Below are 16,974 nucleotides of genomic sequence, written 5' to 3'. Positions count from 1 at the left end.
CGTAATCACCTTTTTACATCAATCCTTGGTAACGAAGAACTCGACTAAGAATTGCCATCCGGGTATATACGCCGTTTGTCATTTGTTGGAAAATGCGGGAATTAGGCGCTTCAACAAGGGAGCTATCAATTTCAACACCCCGGTTAACTGGCGCTGGATGCATAATGATTGCACCCTGCTTCATCTTTGCGGCCCGCTCTAAAGTTAAACCATAAGCTTGGTGATATTGATTAGCATCAAAAGCCTGACCGTCAGCAGTCGTTAGCCGTTCATTTTGAACTCGTAGTAAATTAACTACATCCATTTGAGGAAGCAATTCGTCAAAGTCACCAAAAGTTCCATATTGTTCCAGTGTAGGATCATACCATTTTTCTGGGCCAGCAAAATAAACCTCTGCTCCTAGACGATTAAGCATCATTGCATTTGAGTGCGCTACTCGAGAGTGACTAAGATCACCAATAATTAGTACTTTTAAGCCCTTGAAATCGCCAAATTCTTCATTAATTGTCATCATATCAAGTAAACATTGGGATGGGTGTTGACCACTACCATCACCACCATTTACAATTCCGATCTTAAGGTCTGAATGATTAATCAATTGGTTGTAATATTCATTTTCAGGATGACGGATTACCGCAACATTTACACCGATTGATTCCATTGTCTTAACAGTGTCATAGAGGCTTTCCCCTTTTTTCACTGAACTCGTGCCCGCTTCGAATTCTAGTACATTCATCCCCAACTTCATTTGTGCCATTTGGAAACTAGTCTTTGTTCGGGTTGAGTTTTCAAAGAAGAGGTTAACCGCGTATGCCGGTGCAGTGAGAACCGCTTGCTTCCCAGCTTTATATGCTTGGGCTTCATGAATTAAATCAATTGCATCTGCTGCGTCCATGTCGGCAACTGTTACTAAATTTGGTTGAATTCTTTCTGTACTAATCATCAATAGCGCTCCTTTTCCAGTCTAATTACAACAAAACAGTGATAACTTCCCATTTAAATTTCGAGAGTCATCACTGTTTGCTTTTAGGATATAAGTAGGCTAAAAACAACATACCGTTCTGCTCTCTCTGGAAACAATTAAATGGTCGGTCGTTTCAAAATACCTATTGATTTTACTGGCGTATTCTTGGTGCTACTGCTTAAAAGAAAAACCTTCTCAGCAATAGCTAAGAAGGTGTACTTAAACGCTCAATTAAATCCTTCCTAGCCTCACGGGACTAAGTTAAAGGTATTTTTGTTATTTATGATAATAAGCGTAGTTCGTGAAAATGTCAAATCTTTTTTCTATTTTTCAAAGGATTCTTTTAGAGCTTGCCATAACTCTTCTTGCTCTGACGTGTGTTCTACATTTTTACGACGAACAACAGCAAGGTGTTGAGTAACTTTGGGAACAATTGGCACTTTAACCACTTTACTATCTAAGTTTTCACTTATTGATTGTTCCATCAACAAGGTTATCCCCATCCCCCAAAGCAACCATATTTACTAATGTTCTTCCTTTTTCTCCTTCAAAAACGGAATATGGGTCAAATCCAGCAGCAGCACAAACCTGTTGAACAAAGACTGCAAATGGATTTTGATGGTTTAGTGTCAAAAATTTTTCTGTTTTTAGATCAGTAAGCGTTAATTCCTTTTGTTCAGAAAGTGGGTTCCGCGCTGGGATATAAGCTACTAAGTCATCAGTTCCCACTGAAAGCACCTCAAAATCATCGGGAAGTTTGCCGGCATAACTAATAAATGCCAGCTCGCTTTCCCCTTGTTGTAGCTGTGCCATTGGATCAACATCTTCAACAATATTCATTTTATGTTGTTGGGCTAATTTTTTAACAACCGGGGCTGCTTGATAATTGGCAAAGCCTGGGACGACAGTAACTTTGATCGCTTCTTCCGCTTCCTTTTTTCGATAATCCGTAACTACCGATAATAATTTAGCATGTTTTTGAGCAATTTCAGTGATCAACGGTAAAAGTTTTGCCCCGATTTCAGTTAATTCAACTACGCCGCCTTCAGGTCTAATAAGCTTGACGTTAAGCTCTTCTTCAAGCGCCTTAATTGTGCGAACCAATTCATCAACCGTTATCCCTGATTTTTTTGCTGCATATTGATAATCCAAAGTATTAGCAAGATTAACAAATGCAATTGTTTGCTTAAAATCCAACGTACTCACTTCCTAAAATAAAAGGGATTGGCTCCTTCGCAAGTTAGAAACCAATCCACTGTTTAAAGCTTAATTTAATTATAACAAAACTACTCTTATAACGCTAAACTCAGAAGCCAAACAGCAACCAATCCAGCAATTACTGAAATCGACATTGATCGAGTAAAGTACGCAATCACAATCACGATCAATGCTGCAATAATCCGTTCTGGATAACCAAATAGAGTAAAATGATAAGAGCCAGTTAAGAAAATCCCTTTTACAACCAGGGTCGCAAATAAACTAACTGGGACATATTTCATCCATTCATTAAACCATTCTGGAATTTTTCGCGTTGAGAAGAATAATACTGGTAGATAACGGGGAATAAATGCCGCTAAAGCTGCCAAGATAATCACTATAATATGGTAAACGATTTTATTACTTAATAGTTGTTCCATGTCTAGCCCTCATCAGGATGTTGATCATCATGTTTTCGCTCTTCATGTTTCTTATCATGGTGTTCAACAACATCTTCAATCTTAGTTTCCAGTTTTTCAACTTCCTTAACTTCTTTTTGTTGCGCTTGCTTATCCTCGATCGTAGTCTTTGTGATCTTCGGCCTAAACATTTTTGTCAAGAACCAGTTCGAGTTTGGATGCTTACTATGATGACGAACTGTATTTTCAATCAAGAATCCAACAAAGGAAGCAATTAAGGTCGCAATAATAATCCCCAGTGTACTTTTAGTTAATGCCTGGAAGTATACACCAAGAACAGCTGCCAAAATGCCAATAACTAGGGTCAAGTGATTTTGAACTTGCATTACGATCATATATAAGAATAAGGCAGTTAATGCAAAGTCAACCACTTCAAGGTCAATCGAAATTGCACCACCAATCAAACCACCAACCATGTTTGAAATCGACCATGCTGCAAGTGAATAATACTCCACTAACAACGCGTCATCGGGATCCCATTTCTTATCAGTTGCAAACTTCATATAGTTAACAGCATAGTTTTCATCGTTCATTGATGCAGAAAAGATGAGGATGAAACGTGCTGATTTATCCTTAATATATTTAGATAAACTCGATCCTAACAATGCATATCGTAACTCCAAGAAGAAAAGTGAGATAAAGATAGTCCCTAATGGAGCGTTACTTGCTAATAACGATGCCAGAATAAATTGTGCCCCACCAGAGAACACTAATACCGACACCAATAAAATCATTATAAAGTTTAAACCTGCTGCGTGTAGTAAGATTCCACAGGCCAATCCAATCGGAATATAACTAAGACACAATGGCATTGAGACACCAAGCACCTCAAGCCAGCGTGTCCTTTCTGGATTTATTTGTGCTTTAGCCACAGAATTTCCTCCAATAATTTGTATCTTTTATAATATCAAGTGACACAATGCTCTTTTAGTCTACCACATATAAAATTAGTTGAATATAATTGAAAAAGAAAAAAGTCTAAAATCAAATGATTTTAGACTTTTTTCTCATTTTTGCTTGTTTTCTTTAACTTCTTGTTTTAAAGGTAATGTGACAATAAATGCTGTTTCGTCTTCAGTTGAAGTAACCTTGACGCTCCCATGATGAAGATCAACAATGCTTTTGACAATCGCTAAACCTAATCCCGTTCCACCAGTAGCTCGTGAACGGGAAGCTTCTGCGCGGTAGAAACGCTCAAATAGGTGGTCAAGTGCTTTTTCAGGAATTGGTGTACCATCATTAGCAACTTTGACGACCACCATATCATTTTCTTGCCGGGCATTGATCCGAATGTAACTTGCACCATTGCCGTATTTAAAGGCATTTGAAACTAAATTATTAAAAACCCGCCCAAGCTTCTCCGGATCCGCCTCAATCATTAAAGGATTAGGGATAACTGAGGAAGTAATTTCAATTCCGCGATGCTGGGCTTCTAATTCAAAACTTGCCGTTAACTGTTCAATTAACTGGTTAAGATCGATTTTCATAATATTTACTGGTGCCCCATGTTGCTGAACTTTTGTATATTCAAACAAATCATCCACCAAGGTCTTCATTTGCTTAGCTTTCTCATAAGCAGTATGGGTATATTTTAGAATATCTTCCTCACTACGATACTGCTTATCTTCAATCAATCCCAAGTAGCCAATAATACTAGTCAATGGCGTCCGTAAATCATGGCTCACATTAGTAATCAGCTCATCTTTTGACTTTTCAATCTTCCGTTCATCATCCATCGACCGCACCGCGCTATCAACTAATGCATTTACACTAGTAATAACATGCTGTTGATTCCCTTTTAGCCGAAACGGAATTCGATGATCCAAATGTCCCTGCGCAATATAGTGTAATTCCGCGATAATATGATCCATTTGATAAAGGTGGTACCGACGACGTAATCGCCACCATACTACCCACACATCAATAATTACTAAAAAGGCAATTAAGATCCGCTGATAGCTCCATATTTGTGCTTGAAGCGGGCCAATCTTCAATGATTGCTTAATCATAAAGATTCCATTGGTTACTCCCGGATTTGACTGAATGGCATCTTGAATAATTACGATAATCGCCATGTTCAGCAATAACAATAAGATAACCGTTACTACCCCTTCTAAAATAAGCGAACTCTTTTCACGCCCCGTTAACTTCACAATTTTTCCTCCACATCATTAAGGCTAGGCTTTAGTGGTCTTCCACCTTATAACCAACACCCCACACAGTTTGAATAACCTTTTCACCGTTAGTTGCTTCTTCAATTTTATCCCGCAAATGACTCACGTGAACCATGACTGTTTTAGCTGATACGACACTTTCTTGTTGCCATACCCGCTCAAAAATGTCATCTGCTGAGAAAACACGATTAGGGTGACTGGCAAGTAAGTATAAGATACCAAATTCAAGGGCTGTTAATTGAATTACATCCCCTTTAATCGTCTTAACCTCGTGAGAATCTTTATTGATTAATAATGGACCAACATTAAGAATATCTGGTTGATCATTTGTCACTTCTCCTTGGCTCCGACGAAGTAATGATTTAACTCGTGCCATTACTTCAAGCGGATTAAATGGCTTAGTAACATAATCATCCGCCCCAGTGATTAGACCTTGTATCTTATCCATATCTGCCGTCTTAGCTGAAAGCACTAAAATTGGAATATCAGAATCTTTCCGCACCCGCTTAATTACATCCATTCCATCGATTTCTGGCATCATTAAGTCAAGAATAATCAGACCGATATCAGGATTAGTATTTAGCTTTGTCAATGCTTCTTTTCCGTCGTAAGCAGAAATTGGCTCATATCCTTCATTTCGGATGTAAATTTCAAGTAATTGAACAATTTCTTTATCATCATCAACAACTAGAATTTTCATAAGAGGTACTCCTTTTTACAGCATAATATCCTATTGAATATTATAACTAACTATGCGAAAAAAGCGATCATTCTAGGATAGCCTTAACAAAAAGTTTACCCTCCATTATTTCTCGGGAAATAAAAACTGCTGTGACTATATCTTCACGAATAAAGCCATAGCAGTTCCTTATTGAATTAATTATTTATAGTTAGGTGCACTACGAGTAATTTGGACATCATGAGGATGTGACTCAATAAGTCCTGCGTTAGTAATTTGGACAAATTGGGCCTTTTCGATCAATGTTGGAATATCACCAGCACCAACATAACCCATTCCTGAACGAAGACCACCATCAATTTGGAAAACAATATCAGAAACATCGCCCTTGTATTCTACCCGAGCTTCAATACCTTCCGGAACAAGCTTATTAGCTTCATTTACTCCACCTTGGAAGTAACGGTCGGAGGAACCATGTGCTTGAGCCATTGCACCAACAGAACCCATTCCACGATAAGCCTTGTACTTCTTGCCATTGTCTTCAAAAACTTCGCCAGGTGCTTCCGTCGTACCAGAAAGCATACTGCCAAGCATTACTGCATTACCACCAGCAGCAAGAGCTTTTACAACGTCACCAGAGTACTTAATACCTCCATCGGCGATAATTGGCTTGTTATATTCACGAGCAACACTAGCAGCGTCATAAATAGCAGTAATTTGTGGAACACCAACTCCAGCGACCACCCGAGTAGTACAAATTGAACCAGGACCGATACCAACCTTTACAACGTCAACACCAGCATCAAACAAGGCGCGAGTAGCTTCACCAGTAGCAACATTACCAGCGATTAAGGTTGCGTCTGGGAAGTGTTCGCGAATTTCCGCGATCTTACGAAGAACACCTGCTGAATGTCCATGAGCTGTATCAATAACGATAGCATCTGCGCCCGCCTTTAAAAGGGCCTCAGCACGTTCAAAAGTATCACTAGTAACCCCAACTGCTGCAGCAACCAATAATCGATTATTATCATCAACAGCAGCCTTAGTTGCGCCTGCAGGTACGACTACGCTCTTTACATTAGCCACTTCTCCTGCTTGGGCTTGGATTGACATATTTTTGTGAACAACCCCTAAGCCCCCTTGTAAGGCCATTGCAATCGCCATTGGTCCTTCAGTAACAGTATCCATTCCGGCACTAATCAACGGAATATGAAGCTTCAAATTATCAGCTAACTGTGTACTCAAGTCAACTTCATTTGGTAATACATGACTTTCGGCTGGAATAAGTAATACATCATCGAAGGTTAAGCCCTTCTTGGCAAATTTCGTGTCCCAATTTGACATCTGTAGTGCAACTCCTTTGATTTTTAATTAGGTATACTCTACTAGGATTTCGCACTGAGGTCAATCTAAAAATTTAAATTAATTTAAAAATCAACTAGACTATTTGCACTCTCTTGATCAATAACCAATGTATTCGCATACCCAGCACTCAAAACACCATGTACTGCTGGTACTTTAGCAACATTTGCCGCCACTAAAATGCTGTGTTTTTTCTTTTGCAACTCAGGAAGTGCAATTCCAATTGTTCGTTGATTGATATCTTCATTTACTATCTGACCCTTACTATCAATGAAACGAGAGAAAACATCCCCTACCGCCTCATGTTGTAATGTTAATTGCTCCTGCTTGGTGAAGTAACCTAATTTAAATAACAATGCTGAGTCACGTACTGTTCCCACTGTGAAAACAGCGATATTAGACTGCTCCCCTAATTTCAAAATATGTTTGATGTGGGTATCATTAGCAACTAATTCACGTGTCTTTGCATGATCAAAGATAACTGGTAACGGCAAATACTGGGGAACGGTATTAAAAGCATTCGCAAAGATATTAACCGTTTCAAACGCATAATTTCGCGTATTAGTATTTGCCATACTGCCTTTCATTTGAACAACAGTAATATCAGTAACGTCTTTAGGTTTCAAATGCAATCCTACTTGATAGACGGTTTTTCCCCAGCCTAATCCAATAATATCTTTATCTTCTACGACTTGTTCGATATATTTAGCACCCGCTGCACCAACTTCTTCAAGTGGATCATCCGTGCCTGGAACAATAATAATTTTATGCAATGATGGATATTTAGCGAGCAAGTCCACTTCCAACTGGTGAAGCGGAGCAACTGGATTATGAATTTTAATGGTTACTAATCCTCGATCCCGACCAAATTGTAATAATCGTGACACTGTTGCCCGGGAAATATTTAGTTCAGTTGCAATATCGCTTTGGTTCCATCCATCACGATAATATAAGGTTGCTACTTTTAGCGCTAATTCAATCTTATTTTTATCATCCATCTAATCCCCCTCCTTTCCCATATTAAAAGAGACTGGGCATTACCTCAGTCTCTTTCATTATCTAAACCACATTTTATTATAAAATGCATTCTCTAACCTATGCAAGAAGCTACTTTCCAGCAATCGCCGTTTCAAGCGAAATATTAATCATATCATTAAATGTTCGTTCACGTTCTTCAGCAGTTGCTTTTTCGTCACCAAAGATTAAGTCACTAACAGTCAAAACTGAAAGTGCCCGGAAATGAAGCTTAGCCGCTAACAAGTAAAGTCCGGCAGATTCCATTTCTGTTCCTAAAATTCCATAGTCACGAAGCTTTTCCATATCAAGCTCATCATTGTAAAAACGATCGGCAGCAAAGATATCTCCAACTTTTGTTTCAATACCTAATTTACCAGCTACATGATAGGCAGTATCTAACAACTTGAAATCAGCTAATGGTGCGTAATGGAATCCTGGTCCAAATGTATTTACCGTTACTGCTGAATCGGTTGAAGAACCTTGGGCAAGAAGAACATCGCGAACATGAACATCTGGAGCAATTCCGCCACAAGAACCAACCCGGATAATGGTTTTAACACCAAATTCGCGTACTAACTCATTAATATAAATTGACATCGAAGGAATTCCCATCCCAGATCCTTGTACTGAAATACGATGACCCTTATATTCACCAGTATAACCAAAGGCATTCCGGACTGAATTTACTTGTTTAACATTTTCCAAGAAGTTTTCTGCAATATATTTTGCACGCAGCGGATCCCCCGGAAGTAATACAGTGTCTGCGTAGTCACCCATTTTTGCATTAATATGTGTACTCATTGAAATATCCTCCTGTCTCTTTATTCAATAATTTCATGAATTAACGTTGGTACTTTGCCATCATCGCTAATTTTAATACTTTCTCTTAGCAACTGTTCTATATCTGGAATTTCTTGGCGGTTACTATAGATTGTTAAAATTGGTTCGCCATCTTTAACGTAATCACCCAGCTTATGGTGTAATTCAATTCCTACACTATAATCAAGGGCATCATCTGCCTTTTGACGGCCTCCGCCTAATAACATGCTGGCAGTTCCAACTTCATCCGCTGAAAGCTTTGTCAATACTCCATCCCGATCAGCTTTGAACGGAATCTTATATTTAGCTTGCGGCATTAATTGATAGTTATCAACAACAGCTGGATCTCCACCTTGTGCTTTTATCATTGCTGCAAACCGTTCAAAGGCTGATCCATCCTGAATAGTTTGCTCTAACATCTTTCGTGCTTCAGTAGTGTTTTGTGCTTTTTCACCCATTACAACCATATAACTACCAAGCGTCAAAACTAATTCAGTAAGATCTTTTGGTCCCTTTCCTTTTAAGACATCAATTGATTCTTCAATTTCAAGGGCATTACCAATTTTATTTCCAAGTGGCTGGTTCATATCTGAGATTACTGCCATGCACTTTAATCCTGCTTGTTTACCAATCTCAACTAACGCTTTAGCCAGTAGTCTTGATTGATCAAGGGTCTTCATAAAGGCACCAGTACCAGTTTTAACATCAATTACAAGCGCATCTGTTCCAGAAGCAATCTTCTTACTCATAATTGAACTAGCAATTAACGGAATTGAGTCAACAGTGTCAGTAACATCCCGTAATCCATAAATCTTCTTATCCGCTGGCGCAACCTCACCAGTCGCACCTACAATTGCTAATTTTTCTTTGGCAACTTGATTAATGAACTCATCTTCGGAAAGTTCTACCCGAAATCCTGGAATCGCTTCTAACTTGTCAAGCGTGCCTCCTGTATGACCAAGGCCACGACCTGAAATCATTGGAACCGGAATTCCTGTAGCGGCGACCATTGCTGCAAGTGGCAGACTCACTTTATCACCAACACCACCCGTTGAATGTTTATCAACCTTAATTCCAGGGATTCGGCTCAAATCTAATCGTTCACCAGACTCCATCATCTTCATTGTTAGGCTCGTCTGTTCTTCTTTGGTCATATCCTGGAAGTAGATTGCCATAAGGAGAGCACTGATTTGATAGTCAGGAATCGTTCCATTAACGACGCCATCAACAAAGAATTGTAATTGCTCATCACTCAGAACGCCGCCATTTCTCTTGGTGTCAATGATATCAACCATTCGCATCGTGTTTCGCCCCTTTCCTTAATTAATCTTAATCGTTACTAATTTCCTTGTAGAAGCTGGTACCTTTTACTGGTTCAACGTTAAAGTTCTCTAAGATAGTTGCACCAAGGTCTGAGAATGTCTTCCGCACCCCAAGGGATTGATTTGGCTTGTTCATTGAAGGAGAGTAAACCAACAATGGAACATTTTCACGTGTATGATCAGTTCCCTTAAAGCCAGGGTCATTACCGTGATCAGCAGTTATCATCAAAAGATCATCTGGCTTCATTTCATCAAGAACATTGCCTAAACGCTTATCAAAGTCCATTAATGCTTGACCAAAGCCCTTTGGATTACGACGGTGACCATACATTGCGTCAAAATCGACCAAGTTTGTGAAACAGAAACCAGTAAAGTCTTGCTTCATTACTTCATCAACATGATCCATTCCGTCCATGTTGCTTTCGTTATGGTATCCTTTATCGATCCCTTCACCAGAGAAGATATCATTAATCTTACCAACACCAATTACATCGTACCCTGCTGCACGAAGACGATCCATATCAGTCTCACCAATTGGCTTCAAACTAAAGTCATGTCGATTAGCAGTCCGGGTAAAGTGATCTTTATCGGGACCAACATATGGACGGGCAATAATCCGACCAACAGTATATTCTGGACCATTAACAAGTGTCCGGGCATATTCACAAATCTTGTAGAGTTCCTCAACAGGAATAACATCTTCATGAGCAGCAATCTGCATTACTGAATCACCAGACGTGTAGAGAATTAATTCTCCGGTCTCCATTTGACGTTCACCATAGTCATGAATTACTTCTGTTCCTGAGTATGGCTTGTTAACAATAACCTTTCGTCCTGAGAATTTTTCAAGCTTATCAACAATTTCTTGTGGAAAACCATTAGGGAACGTTGACAATGGCTTCATTACTGGTAAACCCATCATTTCCCAGTGACCATCCATACTATCTTTTCCGGCAGAAATTTCTTCCATCTTACCGTAATCACCAATAGCTGGATCAGCAACTGGAACCCCTTCAATCGGAGTATCGCGCAAATTACTAATCCCTAATTTACCAAGGTTTGGTAGCTTCAAGGCACCCTTGTAATACTCACCAACGTGGCCAAGCGTATCTGATCCAACATCATCAAACTTTGCGGCGTCATGAGCGGCACCTGTACCAACTGAGTCCATTACAATAACAAAAACACGTTTATATGACATTTTCTGACTCCTCCTATTTCTGTAAATTAAGATTAGTAATTAAACTTTATTCTTATTGTTTTGCGGCTTCTTCTAAGATTTGAACAGAAGCGGAAACACCTAAACGGTTAGCACCAGCTTCAATCATATCGTAAGCTTCTTGAAGGCTGTGAATTCCACCAGCTGCCTTAATCTTAAAGTCTGGTCCAACTGCTTCACGCATAATCTTAACGTCTTCTACCTTAGCTCCTGAAGTTAAAAAACCAGTTGAAGTCTTAACAAAGTCAGCATCGCCTTTTACAGTAAGCTTACTTGCACGTGCTTTTTCTTCATCAGTAAGAAGAGCATTTTCAATAATAACTTTAAGAAGTTTACCCTTTTCGTGAGTAGCATCAGCAACCGCCTTAATATCAGCAACAACTGCATCATCATTTTCCGCTTTTAATTCACCGATATTAATAACCATATCAATTTCATCGGCGCCATCTTCAATTGCTTGCTTAGTTTCAAAAACTTTGCTTTCTGTTGAAGTTGCACCGAGAGGGAAGCCAATAACTGTACAAGTGTTAATGTCAGTACCTTCTAATCCTTCATGAACTCGCTTAACCCAGTAAGGATTGATACAAACTGAAGCTGTGTTGTATTTCCGAGCTTCTTCAACTGTCTTATCAATCATCTCTGGAGTAGCTTCTGGTTTAAGCATTGTGTGATCCATGTATTTTGCTAATTGTGCTTGCGTTAACTTCATAATAATATGATCTCCTCTCAACTTTGAATGCGTTTTCATAAGATTACGTTTATATCTTAACAATCTATTGAACATTTGTCCATAGATTTTCAGAAATTTATTTCAAAAAAGAGCAAAAAGAAAAGAGTGAGAAAAAACTTTTGCCTTTTCTCACTCTCAGTTATTTTAAAGATACCCTGGAAAATAGTTCCGTTGTTAAGACTATTTGCTGGTTAACGTCGTGGCGCACGATTACCGTAAAGGGAACCTGTAACATGGAATTTGGACCTGAAGTACATATCCCCAATGAAAGTAATAACCCCAATGCCAATGTAGACCCATGGATTAAGTCGTGGGTTGATTACATTTGGCAACATACTTACAAGCATGTAAATAATCAACCAAGCTGCTAATCCAGCAACTATCAAAAGGATTCGTTGCCATAATGGCTTCTTACTTACCCGCTTACCGTTCTTATCAATTTGCGGTTGAACTTGGGTAGCCACATAACCAAAAATCAATCCTCCAGTGATCGCCACGATTAAGATTGCAGTAATACCACTGCTTCCAGCATTCTTTGTTTGCATTGCAGCTGGTGATAACCAGAACATTAAGCCAAACATAAAAGTAAAGATACTCAAGAAAATCAGCATATTATCAATTGCTAACAACTTAATTGATTGCTTACTTGCTTCAGCAGGAGTTGGCTTTGGGTTCTTCAATTCTTTAGCATATTCGGTTGGCGTACCAAATAATGCCCGCGCAGTTTGCCCCTTCTTTTGTCCTGCTAGCAATTTATCAATGGTTTCCTTTAGCATCGAGTCTTTCTTATCTGAAGGAACACCGAGACGATCCAACTGTTTATTTAATTGATACATAAAATCTTCATTTTTTCGTGTTAGATCATAGTTGCTAAAAGCATTTCCATTCGCTTGCCGCCGTTCTTTTTCTAATTGTTTTTGACGTTGACCAGCTTGTGCATTCCGTGGTTGTTCTTCACTCACTATAAAACTACTCCTCTCTTAGCTTCAGAGGTTTAAACGTTGAACCGGAATTCAACAATATCCCCATCTTGCATTACATAATCTTTTCCTTCAAGACGGAGCTTCCCCGCTTCCTTTACTGCTGATTCAGAACCTAATTCATCAAGATCTTCAAAGCTCATTACTTCTGCTCGGATAAATCCTCGTTCGAAATCAGAGTGAATAATTCCTGCTGCTTGTGGAGCCTTTGTACCCTTCTTGTAAGTCCAGGCCCGCGTTTCAGGACCACCAGCAGTAAAGAATGTTTCAAGACCTAAGAGCTTGTAGGCTGCCCGAATTAACCGGTTCAACCCCGGTTCAGTAACGCCTTCCATTTCAAGGAAATCCGCTTTATCTGCTTCATCCATTTCGGCAATTTGTTCTTCAGCAGCTGCTGCAACGCCAATAACTTCTCCGTCATCTTTTACATGTTCTTTAATTGCATCCATGTATTTGTTGCTATCTGGATCTGCCATATCTTCTTCAGCAATGTTAGCAACGTATAAGACTGGTTTACTTGTTAATAAGAACAGCCCTTTGACAATCTTTTGTTCATCATCACTAAAGTCAATTGAGCGAACACTCTTGCCATCTTCAAGAACTGGCTTAATCTTATTGAGCACTTCTAATTCTGCCAAAGCATCCTTATCACGACCCTTAGCAGCCCGCTGTACTTTTGCCAAGCGCTTATTAACAGCATCTAAGTCCGCCATTACTAATTCCAAGTTGATAGTATCGATATCTTCAATTGGGTCCACTTTACCAGAAACACTAGTAATATCATTATCATCAAATGCCCGCACAACATGAACAATTGCGTCTGTTTGACGAATATTTTCCAAGAACTTGTTTCCTAGTCCTTCACCTTTACTAGCACCCTTAACAATTCCAGCAATATCGGTAAATTCAAAGGTAGTTGGGACGATCTTCTTCGCTGGAATTAATTCCTGGATCCGGTCAAGTCGACTATCTGGAACTTCAACCATCCCCACATTGGGGTCAATTGTTGCGAATGGGTAGTTAGCCATTTCGGCACCAGCTTTAGTAATTGCGTTAAAAAGTGTTGACTTACCAACGTTTGGCAAACCAACGATTCCTGCAGTTAATGACATAAATTGTTCACTTTCCCTTTCAATTAATCATTTATTATTTTAATCTACAATTAGTTATTTGTGATCATCAATCATTAAAAATATTAATCAGCTTGATTAGCTTTTTCGATAACCTTTTTTAATCCCTTATCAAATTTCTGACGGGTCATCATGACAATATGACCACAGCCTTGGCATTCAATTTTAATATCTGCACCCACTCGCGTAATCTTCCAGCGGTTAGTTCCACATGGGTGAGCCTTTTTCATCATTACAATGTCACCTTTATCATATGCTGCCATGAGTTATTCCTCCTTAATCTAAGCTTATATTTAATAATTCAAGAATTCGAGTAAAGTCTTCATTCGATGTATAAGGTATTTCGATCTTTCCTGCGCCCTTTTTCCGACTTTGCGCAACAGCGACTTTTGTACCAAATTTACTCTGCAACTGTGATTCAGCTTCTCGAATATAGATTGGTTTTCGTTGCGTCCGCCGTTCTTCTTTCTTTTTGGCCGTTCCATTAGTCTGCGTTACAATCTCTTCCAATTGTCGCACTGTAAGATTTTGTCCGACAGCTCGTTGGGCAAGCGGAACAAGTTTTGACTTATCTTTTAAACCGAGAATTGTTCGTGCCTGTCCCATAGAAAGTTTACCGGTATTAAGAAACTCTTTGATCACTTTTGGCAAACCTAGTAACCGCAAGTAATTGGCGATATAAGGCCGACTCTTTCCTAATCTGCTTGCCACCTGTGCCTGCGTTAATGATAATTTATCCATTAACATCTGATAGGCTTGCGCTTCTTCAAGTGGTGTAAGGTCTTCACGTTGAAGATTTTCGAGAACCGCGATTTCCATCATCTGGTCATCGCTCATCTTACGCACAATTGCTGGGATAGTTTTCTGTTTGGCGATCTTAGAAGCTCTAAACCGCCGCTCCCCAGCGATTAGCTCATAACGGTTAATTTTTGGATCCGTTTGCCGCAGAATAATTGGTTGAAACACCCCTGATTTTTCAATCGATGAAGCTAACTCTGCCAACGCCTCTTTATCAAACGTTCGCCGTGGTTGATAGGGATTAGGATGAATTAACGATAACTTGATATCTTGAACCGTTTCATCCGCAAGCTCAGTTACTTCATTTTCCGCAAAGAGGGCCTCAATACCTCGACCAAGCCCACCTTTTTTATTCTTTGCCATGGTTAGCCAACACTTCCTTTGCTAATTGTTGGTAGACGTGTGCCCCCGTTGAATTTTTATCATAATCAATAATTGCTAAGCCGTGACTTGGTGCCTCTGATAAACGGACATTACGAGGGATAATCGTATCATAAACCTGGTCACCAAAAAACTTTTTGACCTCAGAATTTACCTGTTGTCCAAGATTTGTGCGCCGGTCAAACATTGTCAAAAGAACCCCTTCAATCTTAAGTTGCGGATTGAAGTGTTTACGAACAAGCTTGATGGTATTTAAAAGCTGACTTAAACCTTCCAATGCATAATATTCACTTTGGACAGGAATCAGAATTGAGTCACAAGCAGTAAATGCATTAATCGTCAGGAGCCCCAGGGATGGTGGACAATCGATTAAAATAAAATCATATTTTTGACGAATTTCCCCAAAAGAATCCTTCAGCCGTGTTTCCCGGGCCATTAAATTAGTTAATTCTACTTCAGCCCCAGATAAGGCAATTGTTGTGGGAGCAATGTCAACTCCCTCGTGACTTGTCTTTTGAATAACATCCTCTAATGGCACTTCATTAATTAAAACATCATAAATACTTTGCTTAATATTCTGTTTTTCAACGCCCAAACCACTAGTTGCATTTCCTTGAGGATCAAGATCAATTAATAAGACGCGCTGGCCAGTCTCAGCTAAGCATGCACCCAAATTAACACTCGTTGTTGTTTTACCAACACCGCCTTTTTGATTTGCAAGGGCAATTACAGAACCCATTTTTTGGCCTCCCTACTGTTTCTTCGGAATCTCAATTGTTAATTGATAAGTATCACCGTTTTCTTCCTCATGCATTTTTATTTCAAAGCCTTCATTTGTCGCCAGCTTAATTGATTTTTTTATCGTATTTAAAGCTAAACGCGCATCATTAACCTGCTGAGTTTTTTTACTTTGGGACTTCTTAGCTGTCTTTCGTTTAGGAGCCCGCTTCTTTTCGGCCGGTTTCTCTACTGATACTTCTTCAACGTCTGCTGTTTCTTCAGTATGATCTTCAATAGATGCCAGTTCTTTGCGCTTAGCAGCTGCTTTTAATTCTGCAATTTCTGAAGGTAAAGGACGTCCTAGCAAACGAGCAACTTCATCTTCCGTCTGCCGAACTGTTAACCGTTCATTAACAATCCGCATTAACATATCACGTTGTTGCTTTTCATCTAAATCTAACAATGCTCGACCATGACGTTCCGTAATCCGGTGATCTAAAATAGCCGTTTGGACAGGAGTAATCAGGCGAAGTAACCGTAATTTATTGGCAACAAAGGACTGACTCTTTCCCATTCCCTTTGCTAATTGTGACTGCGTAAGATGGTTTAAGTCCATTAATTGCCGGTAAGCCTGCGCTTCTTCTACTGAACTCAATTGCGACCGTTGCAGATTTTCAATGAGGGCAAGCGATGCAGTTTCTTGATCACTCATCTTTTCGATTATTGCTGGTGCTTTTTCCCACTTCAAAAGCTTCATCGCCCGGTATCGACGTTCCCCAGCAATAATTTCATATTTTGTTGGTTCGTATTCACGCAAAACAATTGGTTGTAACAACCCGTGTTCATCAATTGTCTGTGCTAATTCACGAATACCGTCTTGATCAAAAACCTTTCGCGGCTGATAGCGGTTAGGAATGATTTGATCAATTTTTACTTCTACGACCTTATTTTTTGTATTATCAGAATTATTTTTTCCAATACCAAATAATGAAAAAGCCATACT

General features: G+C 39.3%; 19 protein-coding genes. All 19 read right to left on the bottom strand.

Annotation, left to right across the window (positions count from 1 at the left end; genetic code table 11):
* Positions 1-13: 13 nt before the first annotated feature.
* The 19 genes from LREU_RS00620 to LREU_RS00535 all read right to left on the bottom strand — a co-directional run bounded on the left by LREU_RS00620 (position 14) and on the right by LREU_RS00535 (position 16,971).
* Entirely contained in the window at positions 14-943 is a 930-nt protein-coding gene (locus LREU_RS00620; protein ID WP_003669696.1) for an aspartate carbamoyltransferase catalytic subunit, read from the bottom strand.
* A 344-nt stretch (positions 944-1,287) separates the two neighbouring features.
* Positions 1,288-1,449, bottom strand: coding sequence for a hypothetical protein (locus tag LREU_RS10505; RefSeq protein ID WP_003669694.1), 162 nt, complete (start codon positions 1,447-1,449; stop codon positions 1,288-1,290).
* Positions 1,430-2,170 (bottom strand): LysR family transcriptional regulator, encoded by a 741-nt coding sequence (locus LREU_RS00615; RefSeq protein WP_003669692.1) that lies wholly within the window; start codon positions 2,168-2,170, stop codon positions 1,430-1,432. The genes LREU_RS10505 and LREU_RS00615 overlap by 20 nt, the downstream gene beginning before the upstream one ends.
* Positions 2,171-2,256: 86 nt before the next feature.
* A complete protein-coding gene (locus tag LREU_RS00610; protein WP_003669691.1) occupies positions 2,257-2,601 on the bottom strand; it encodes an AzlD domain-containing protein in 345 nt (114 codons plus the stop codon).
* Between the two features lie 2 nt (positions 2,602-2,603).
* A complete protein-coding gene (locus LREU_RS00605) occupies positions 2,604-3,512 on the bottom strand; it encodes an AzlC family ABC transporter permease (protein ID WP_003669690.1) in 909 nt (302 codons plus the stop codon).
* A gap of 135 nt (positions 3,513-3,647) precedes the next feature.
* Complete coding sequence (locus LREU_RS00600; protein WP_003669688.1) at positions 3,648-4,793, bottom strand: sensor histidine kinase; 1,146 nt, start codon at positions 4,791-4,793, stop codon at positions 3,648-3,650.
* A 31-nt stretch (positions 4,794-4,824) separates the two neighbouring features.
* The gene (croR, locus tag LREU_RS00595) at positions 4,825-5,514 is read right to left on the bottom strand and encodes a response regulator transcription factor CroR (RefSeq protein WP_003665397.1); all 690 of its coding nucleotides are present in this window, start codon (positions 5,512-5,514) and stop codon (positions 4,825-4,827) included.
* Between the two features lie 180 nt (positions 5,515-5,694).
* On the bottom strand, positions 5,695-6,837 hold the full coding sequence (gene guaB, locus LREU_RS00590; RefSeq protein ID WP_003669685.1) for an IMP dehydrogenase: 1,143 nt from the start codon (positions 6,835-6,837) through the stop codon (positions 5,695-5,697).
* An 83-nt stretch (positions 6,838-6,920) separates the two neighbouring features.
* A complete protein-coding gene (locus LREU_RS00585) occupies positions 6,921-7,853 on the bottom strand; it encodes a DNA-binding transcriptional repressor DeoR (protein ID WP_003669683.1) in 933 nt (310 codons plus the stop codon).
* Positions 7,854-7,962: 109 nt separating this feature from the next.
* Positions 7,963-8,673, bottom strand: a complete 711-nt coding sequence (gene deoD, locus LREU_RS00580) for a purine-nucleoside phosphorylase (protein ID WP_003665392.1) — start codon at positions 8,671-8,673, stop codon at positions 7,963-7,965.
* Between the two features lie 20 nt (positions 8,674-8,693).
* The gene (locus LREU_RS00575) at positions 8,694-9,992 is read right to left on the bottom strand and encodes a pyrimidine-nucleoside phosphorylase (RefSeq protein WP_003669681.1); all 1,299 of its coding nucleotides are present in this window, start codon (positions 9,990-9,992) and stop codon (positions 8,694-8,696) included.
* A 28-nt stretch (positions 9,993-10,020) separates the two neighbouring features.
* A complete protein-coding gene (locus LREU_RS00570; protein ID WP_003669679.1) occupies positions 10,021-11,214 on the bottom strand; it encodes a phosphopentomutase in 1,194 nt (397 codons plus the stop codon).
* A gap of 52 nt (positions 11,215-11,266) precedes the next feature.
* Positions 11,267-11,941: a deoxyribose-phosphate aldolase gene (deoC, locus tag LREU_RS00565; RefSeq protein ID WP_011953367.1), complete on the bottom strand. Its 675-nt coding sequence runs from the start codon at positions 11,939-11,941 to the stop codon at positions 11,267-11,269.
* A gap of 212 nt (positions 11,942-12,153) precedes the next feature.
* Positions 12,154-12,924 (bottom strand): DUF1129 domain-containing protein, encoded by a 771-nt coding sequence (locus LREU_RS00560; protein ID WP_003669675.1) that lies wholly within the window; start codon positions 12,922-12,924, stop codon positions 12,154-12,156.
* Between the two features lie 32 nt (positions 12,925-12,956).
* Positions 12,957-14,054 (bottom strand): redox-regulated ATPase YchF, encoded by a 1,098-nt coding sequence (gene ychF / locus LREU_RS00555; RefSeq protein ID WP_003669674.1) that lies wholly within the window; start codon positions 14,052-14,054, stop codon positions 12,957-12,959.
* A gap of 83 nt (positions 14,055-14,137) precedes the next feature.
* On the bottom strand, positions 14,138-14,335 hold the full coding sequence (locus LREU_RS00550) for a DUF951 domain-containing protein (protein WP_003669672.1): 198 nt from the start codon (positions 14,333-14,335) through the stop codon (positions 14,138-14,140).
* Positions 14,336-14,348: 13 nt separating this feature from the next.
* Complete coding sequence (locus LREU_RS00545; protein ID WP_003669667.1) at positions 14,349-15,233, bottom strand: ParB/RepB/Spo0J family partition protein; 885 nt, start codon at positions 15,231-15,233, stop codon at positions 14,349-14,351.
* Positions 15,220-15,990: a ParA family protein gene (locus LREU_RS00540; protein WP_003669666.1), complete on the bottom strand. Its 771-nt coding sequence runs from the start codon at positions 15,988-15,990 to the stop codon at positions 15,220-15,222. The genes LREU_RS00545 and LREU_RS00540 overlap by 14 nt, the downstream gene beginning before the upstream one ends.
* Before the next feature lie 12 nt (positions 15,991-16,002).
* Entirely contained in the window at positions 16,003-16,971 is a 969-nt protein-coding gene (locus LREU_RS00535) for a nucleoid occlusion protein (protein WP_003669664.1), read from the bottom strand.
* Positions 16,972-16,974 lie beyond the last annotated feature (3 nt).

The sequence above is a fragment of the Limosilactobacillus reuteri subsp. reuteri genome (genome assembly GCF_000016825.1).
GTDB classification, from domain to species: domain Bacteria; phylum Bacillota; class Bacilli; order Lactobacillales; family Lactobacillaceae; genus Limosilactobacillus; species Limosilactobacillus reuteri.
The sequence above is the reverse complement of the archived record's forward strand: the minus strand, read 5'-3'. Positions and strand labels throughout refer to the sequence as shown.

What these genes read in the sequence shown, in the direction of transcription:
- ychF (WP_003669674.1), bottom strand. Translation starts at nt 14,054, where the DNA reads ATGTCATTAACTGCAGGAATCGTTGGTTTGCCAAACGTTGGTAAGTCA.
- deoD (WP_003665392.1), bottom strand. Translation starts at nt 8,673, where the DNA reads ATGAGTACACATATTAATGCAAAAATGGGTGACTACGCAGACACTGTA.
- LREU_RS00550 (WP_003669672.1), bottom strand. Translation starts at nt 14,335, where the DNA reads ATGGCAGCATATGATAAAGGTGACATTGTAATGATGAAAAAGGCTCAC.
- LREU_RS00540 (WP_003669666.1), bottom strand. Translation starts at nt 15,990, where the DNA reads ATGGGTTCTGTAATTGCCCTTGCAAATCAAAAAGGCGGTGTTGGTAAA.
- deoC (WP_011953367.1), bottom strand. Translation starts at nt 11,941, where the DNA reads ATGAAGTTAACGCAAGCACAATTAGCAAAATACATGGATCACACAATG.
- croR (WP_003665397.1), bottom strand. Translation starts at nt 5,514, where the DNA reads ATGAAAATTCTAGTTGTTGATGATGATAAAGAAATTGTTCAATTACTT.
- LREU_RS00610 (WP_003669691.1), bottom strand. Translation starts at nt 2,601, where the DNA reads ATGGAACAACTATTAAGTAATAAAATCGTTTACCATATTATAGTGATT.
- LREU_RS00535 (WP_003669664.1), bottom strand. Translation starts at nt 16,971, where the DNA reads ATGGCTTTTTCATTATTTGGTATTGGAAAAAATAATTCTGATAATACA.
- LREU_RS00570 (WP_003669679.1), bottom strand. Translation starts at nt 11,214, where the DNA reads ATGTCATATAAACGTGTTTTTGTTATTGTAATGGACTCAGTTGGTACA.
- guaB (WP_003669685.1), bottom strand. Translation starts at nt 6,837, where the DNA reads ATGTCAAATTGGGACACGAAATTTGCCAAGAAGGGCTTAACCTTCGAT.
- LREU_RS00585 (WP_003669683.1), bottom strand. Translation starts at nt 7,853, where the DNA reads ATGGATGATAAAAATAAGATTGAATTAGCGCTAAAAGTAGCAACCTTA.
- LREU_RS10505 (WP_003669694.1), bottom strand. Translation starts at nt 1,449, where the DNA reads ATGGAACAATCAATAAGTGAAAACTTAGATAGTAAAGTGGTTAAAGTG.
- LREU_RS00620 (WP_003669696.1), bottom strand. Translation starts at nt 943, where the DNA reads ATGATTAGTACAGAAAGAATTCAACCAAATTTAGTAACAGTTGCCGAC.
- LREU_RS00545 (WP_003669667.1), bottom strand. Translation starts at nt 15,233, where the DNA reads ATGGCAAAGAATAAAAAAGGTGGGCTTGGTCGAGGTATTGAGGCCCTC.
- LREU_RS00575 (WP_003669681.1), bottom strand. Translation starts at nt 9,992, where the DNA reads ATGCGAATGGTTGATATCATTGACACCAAGAGAAATGGCGGCGTTCTG.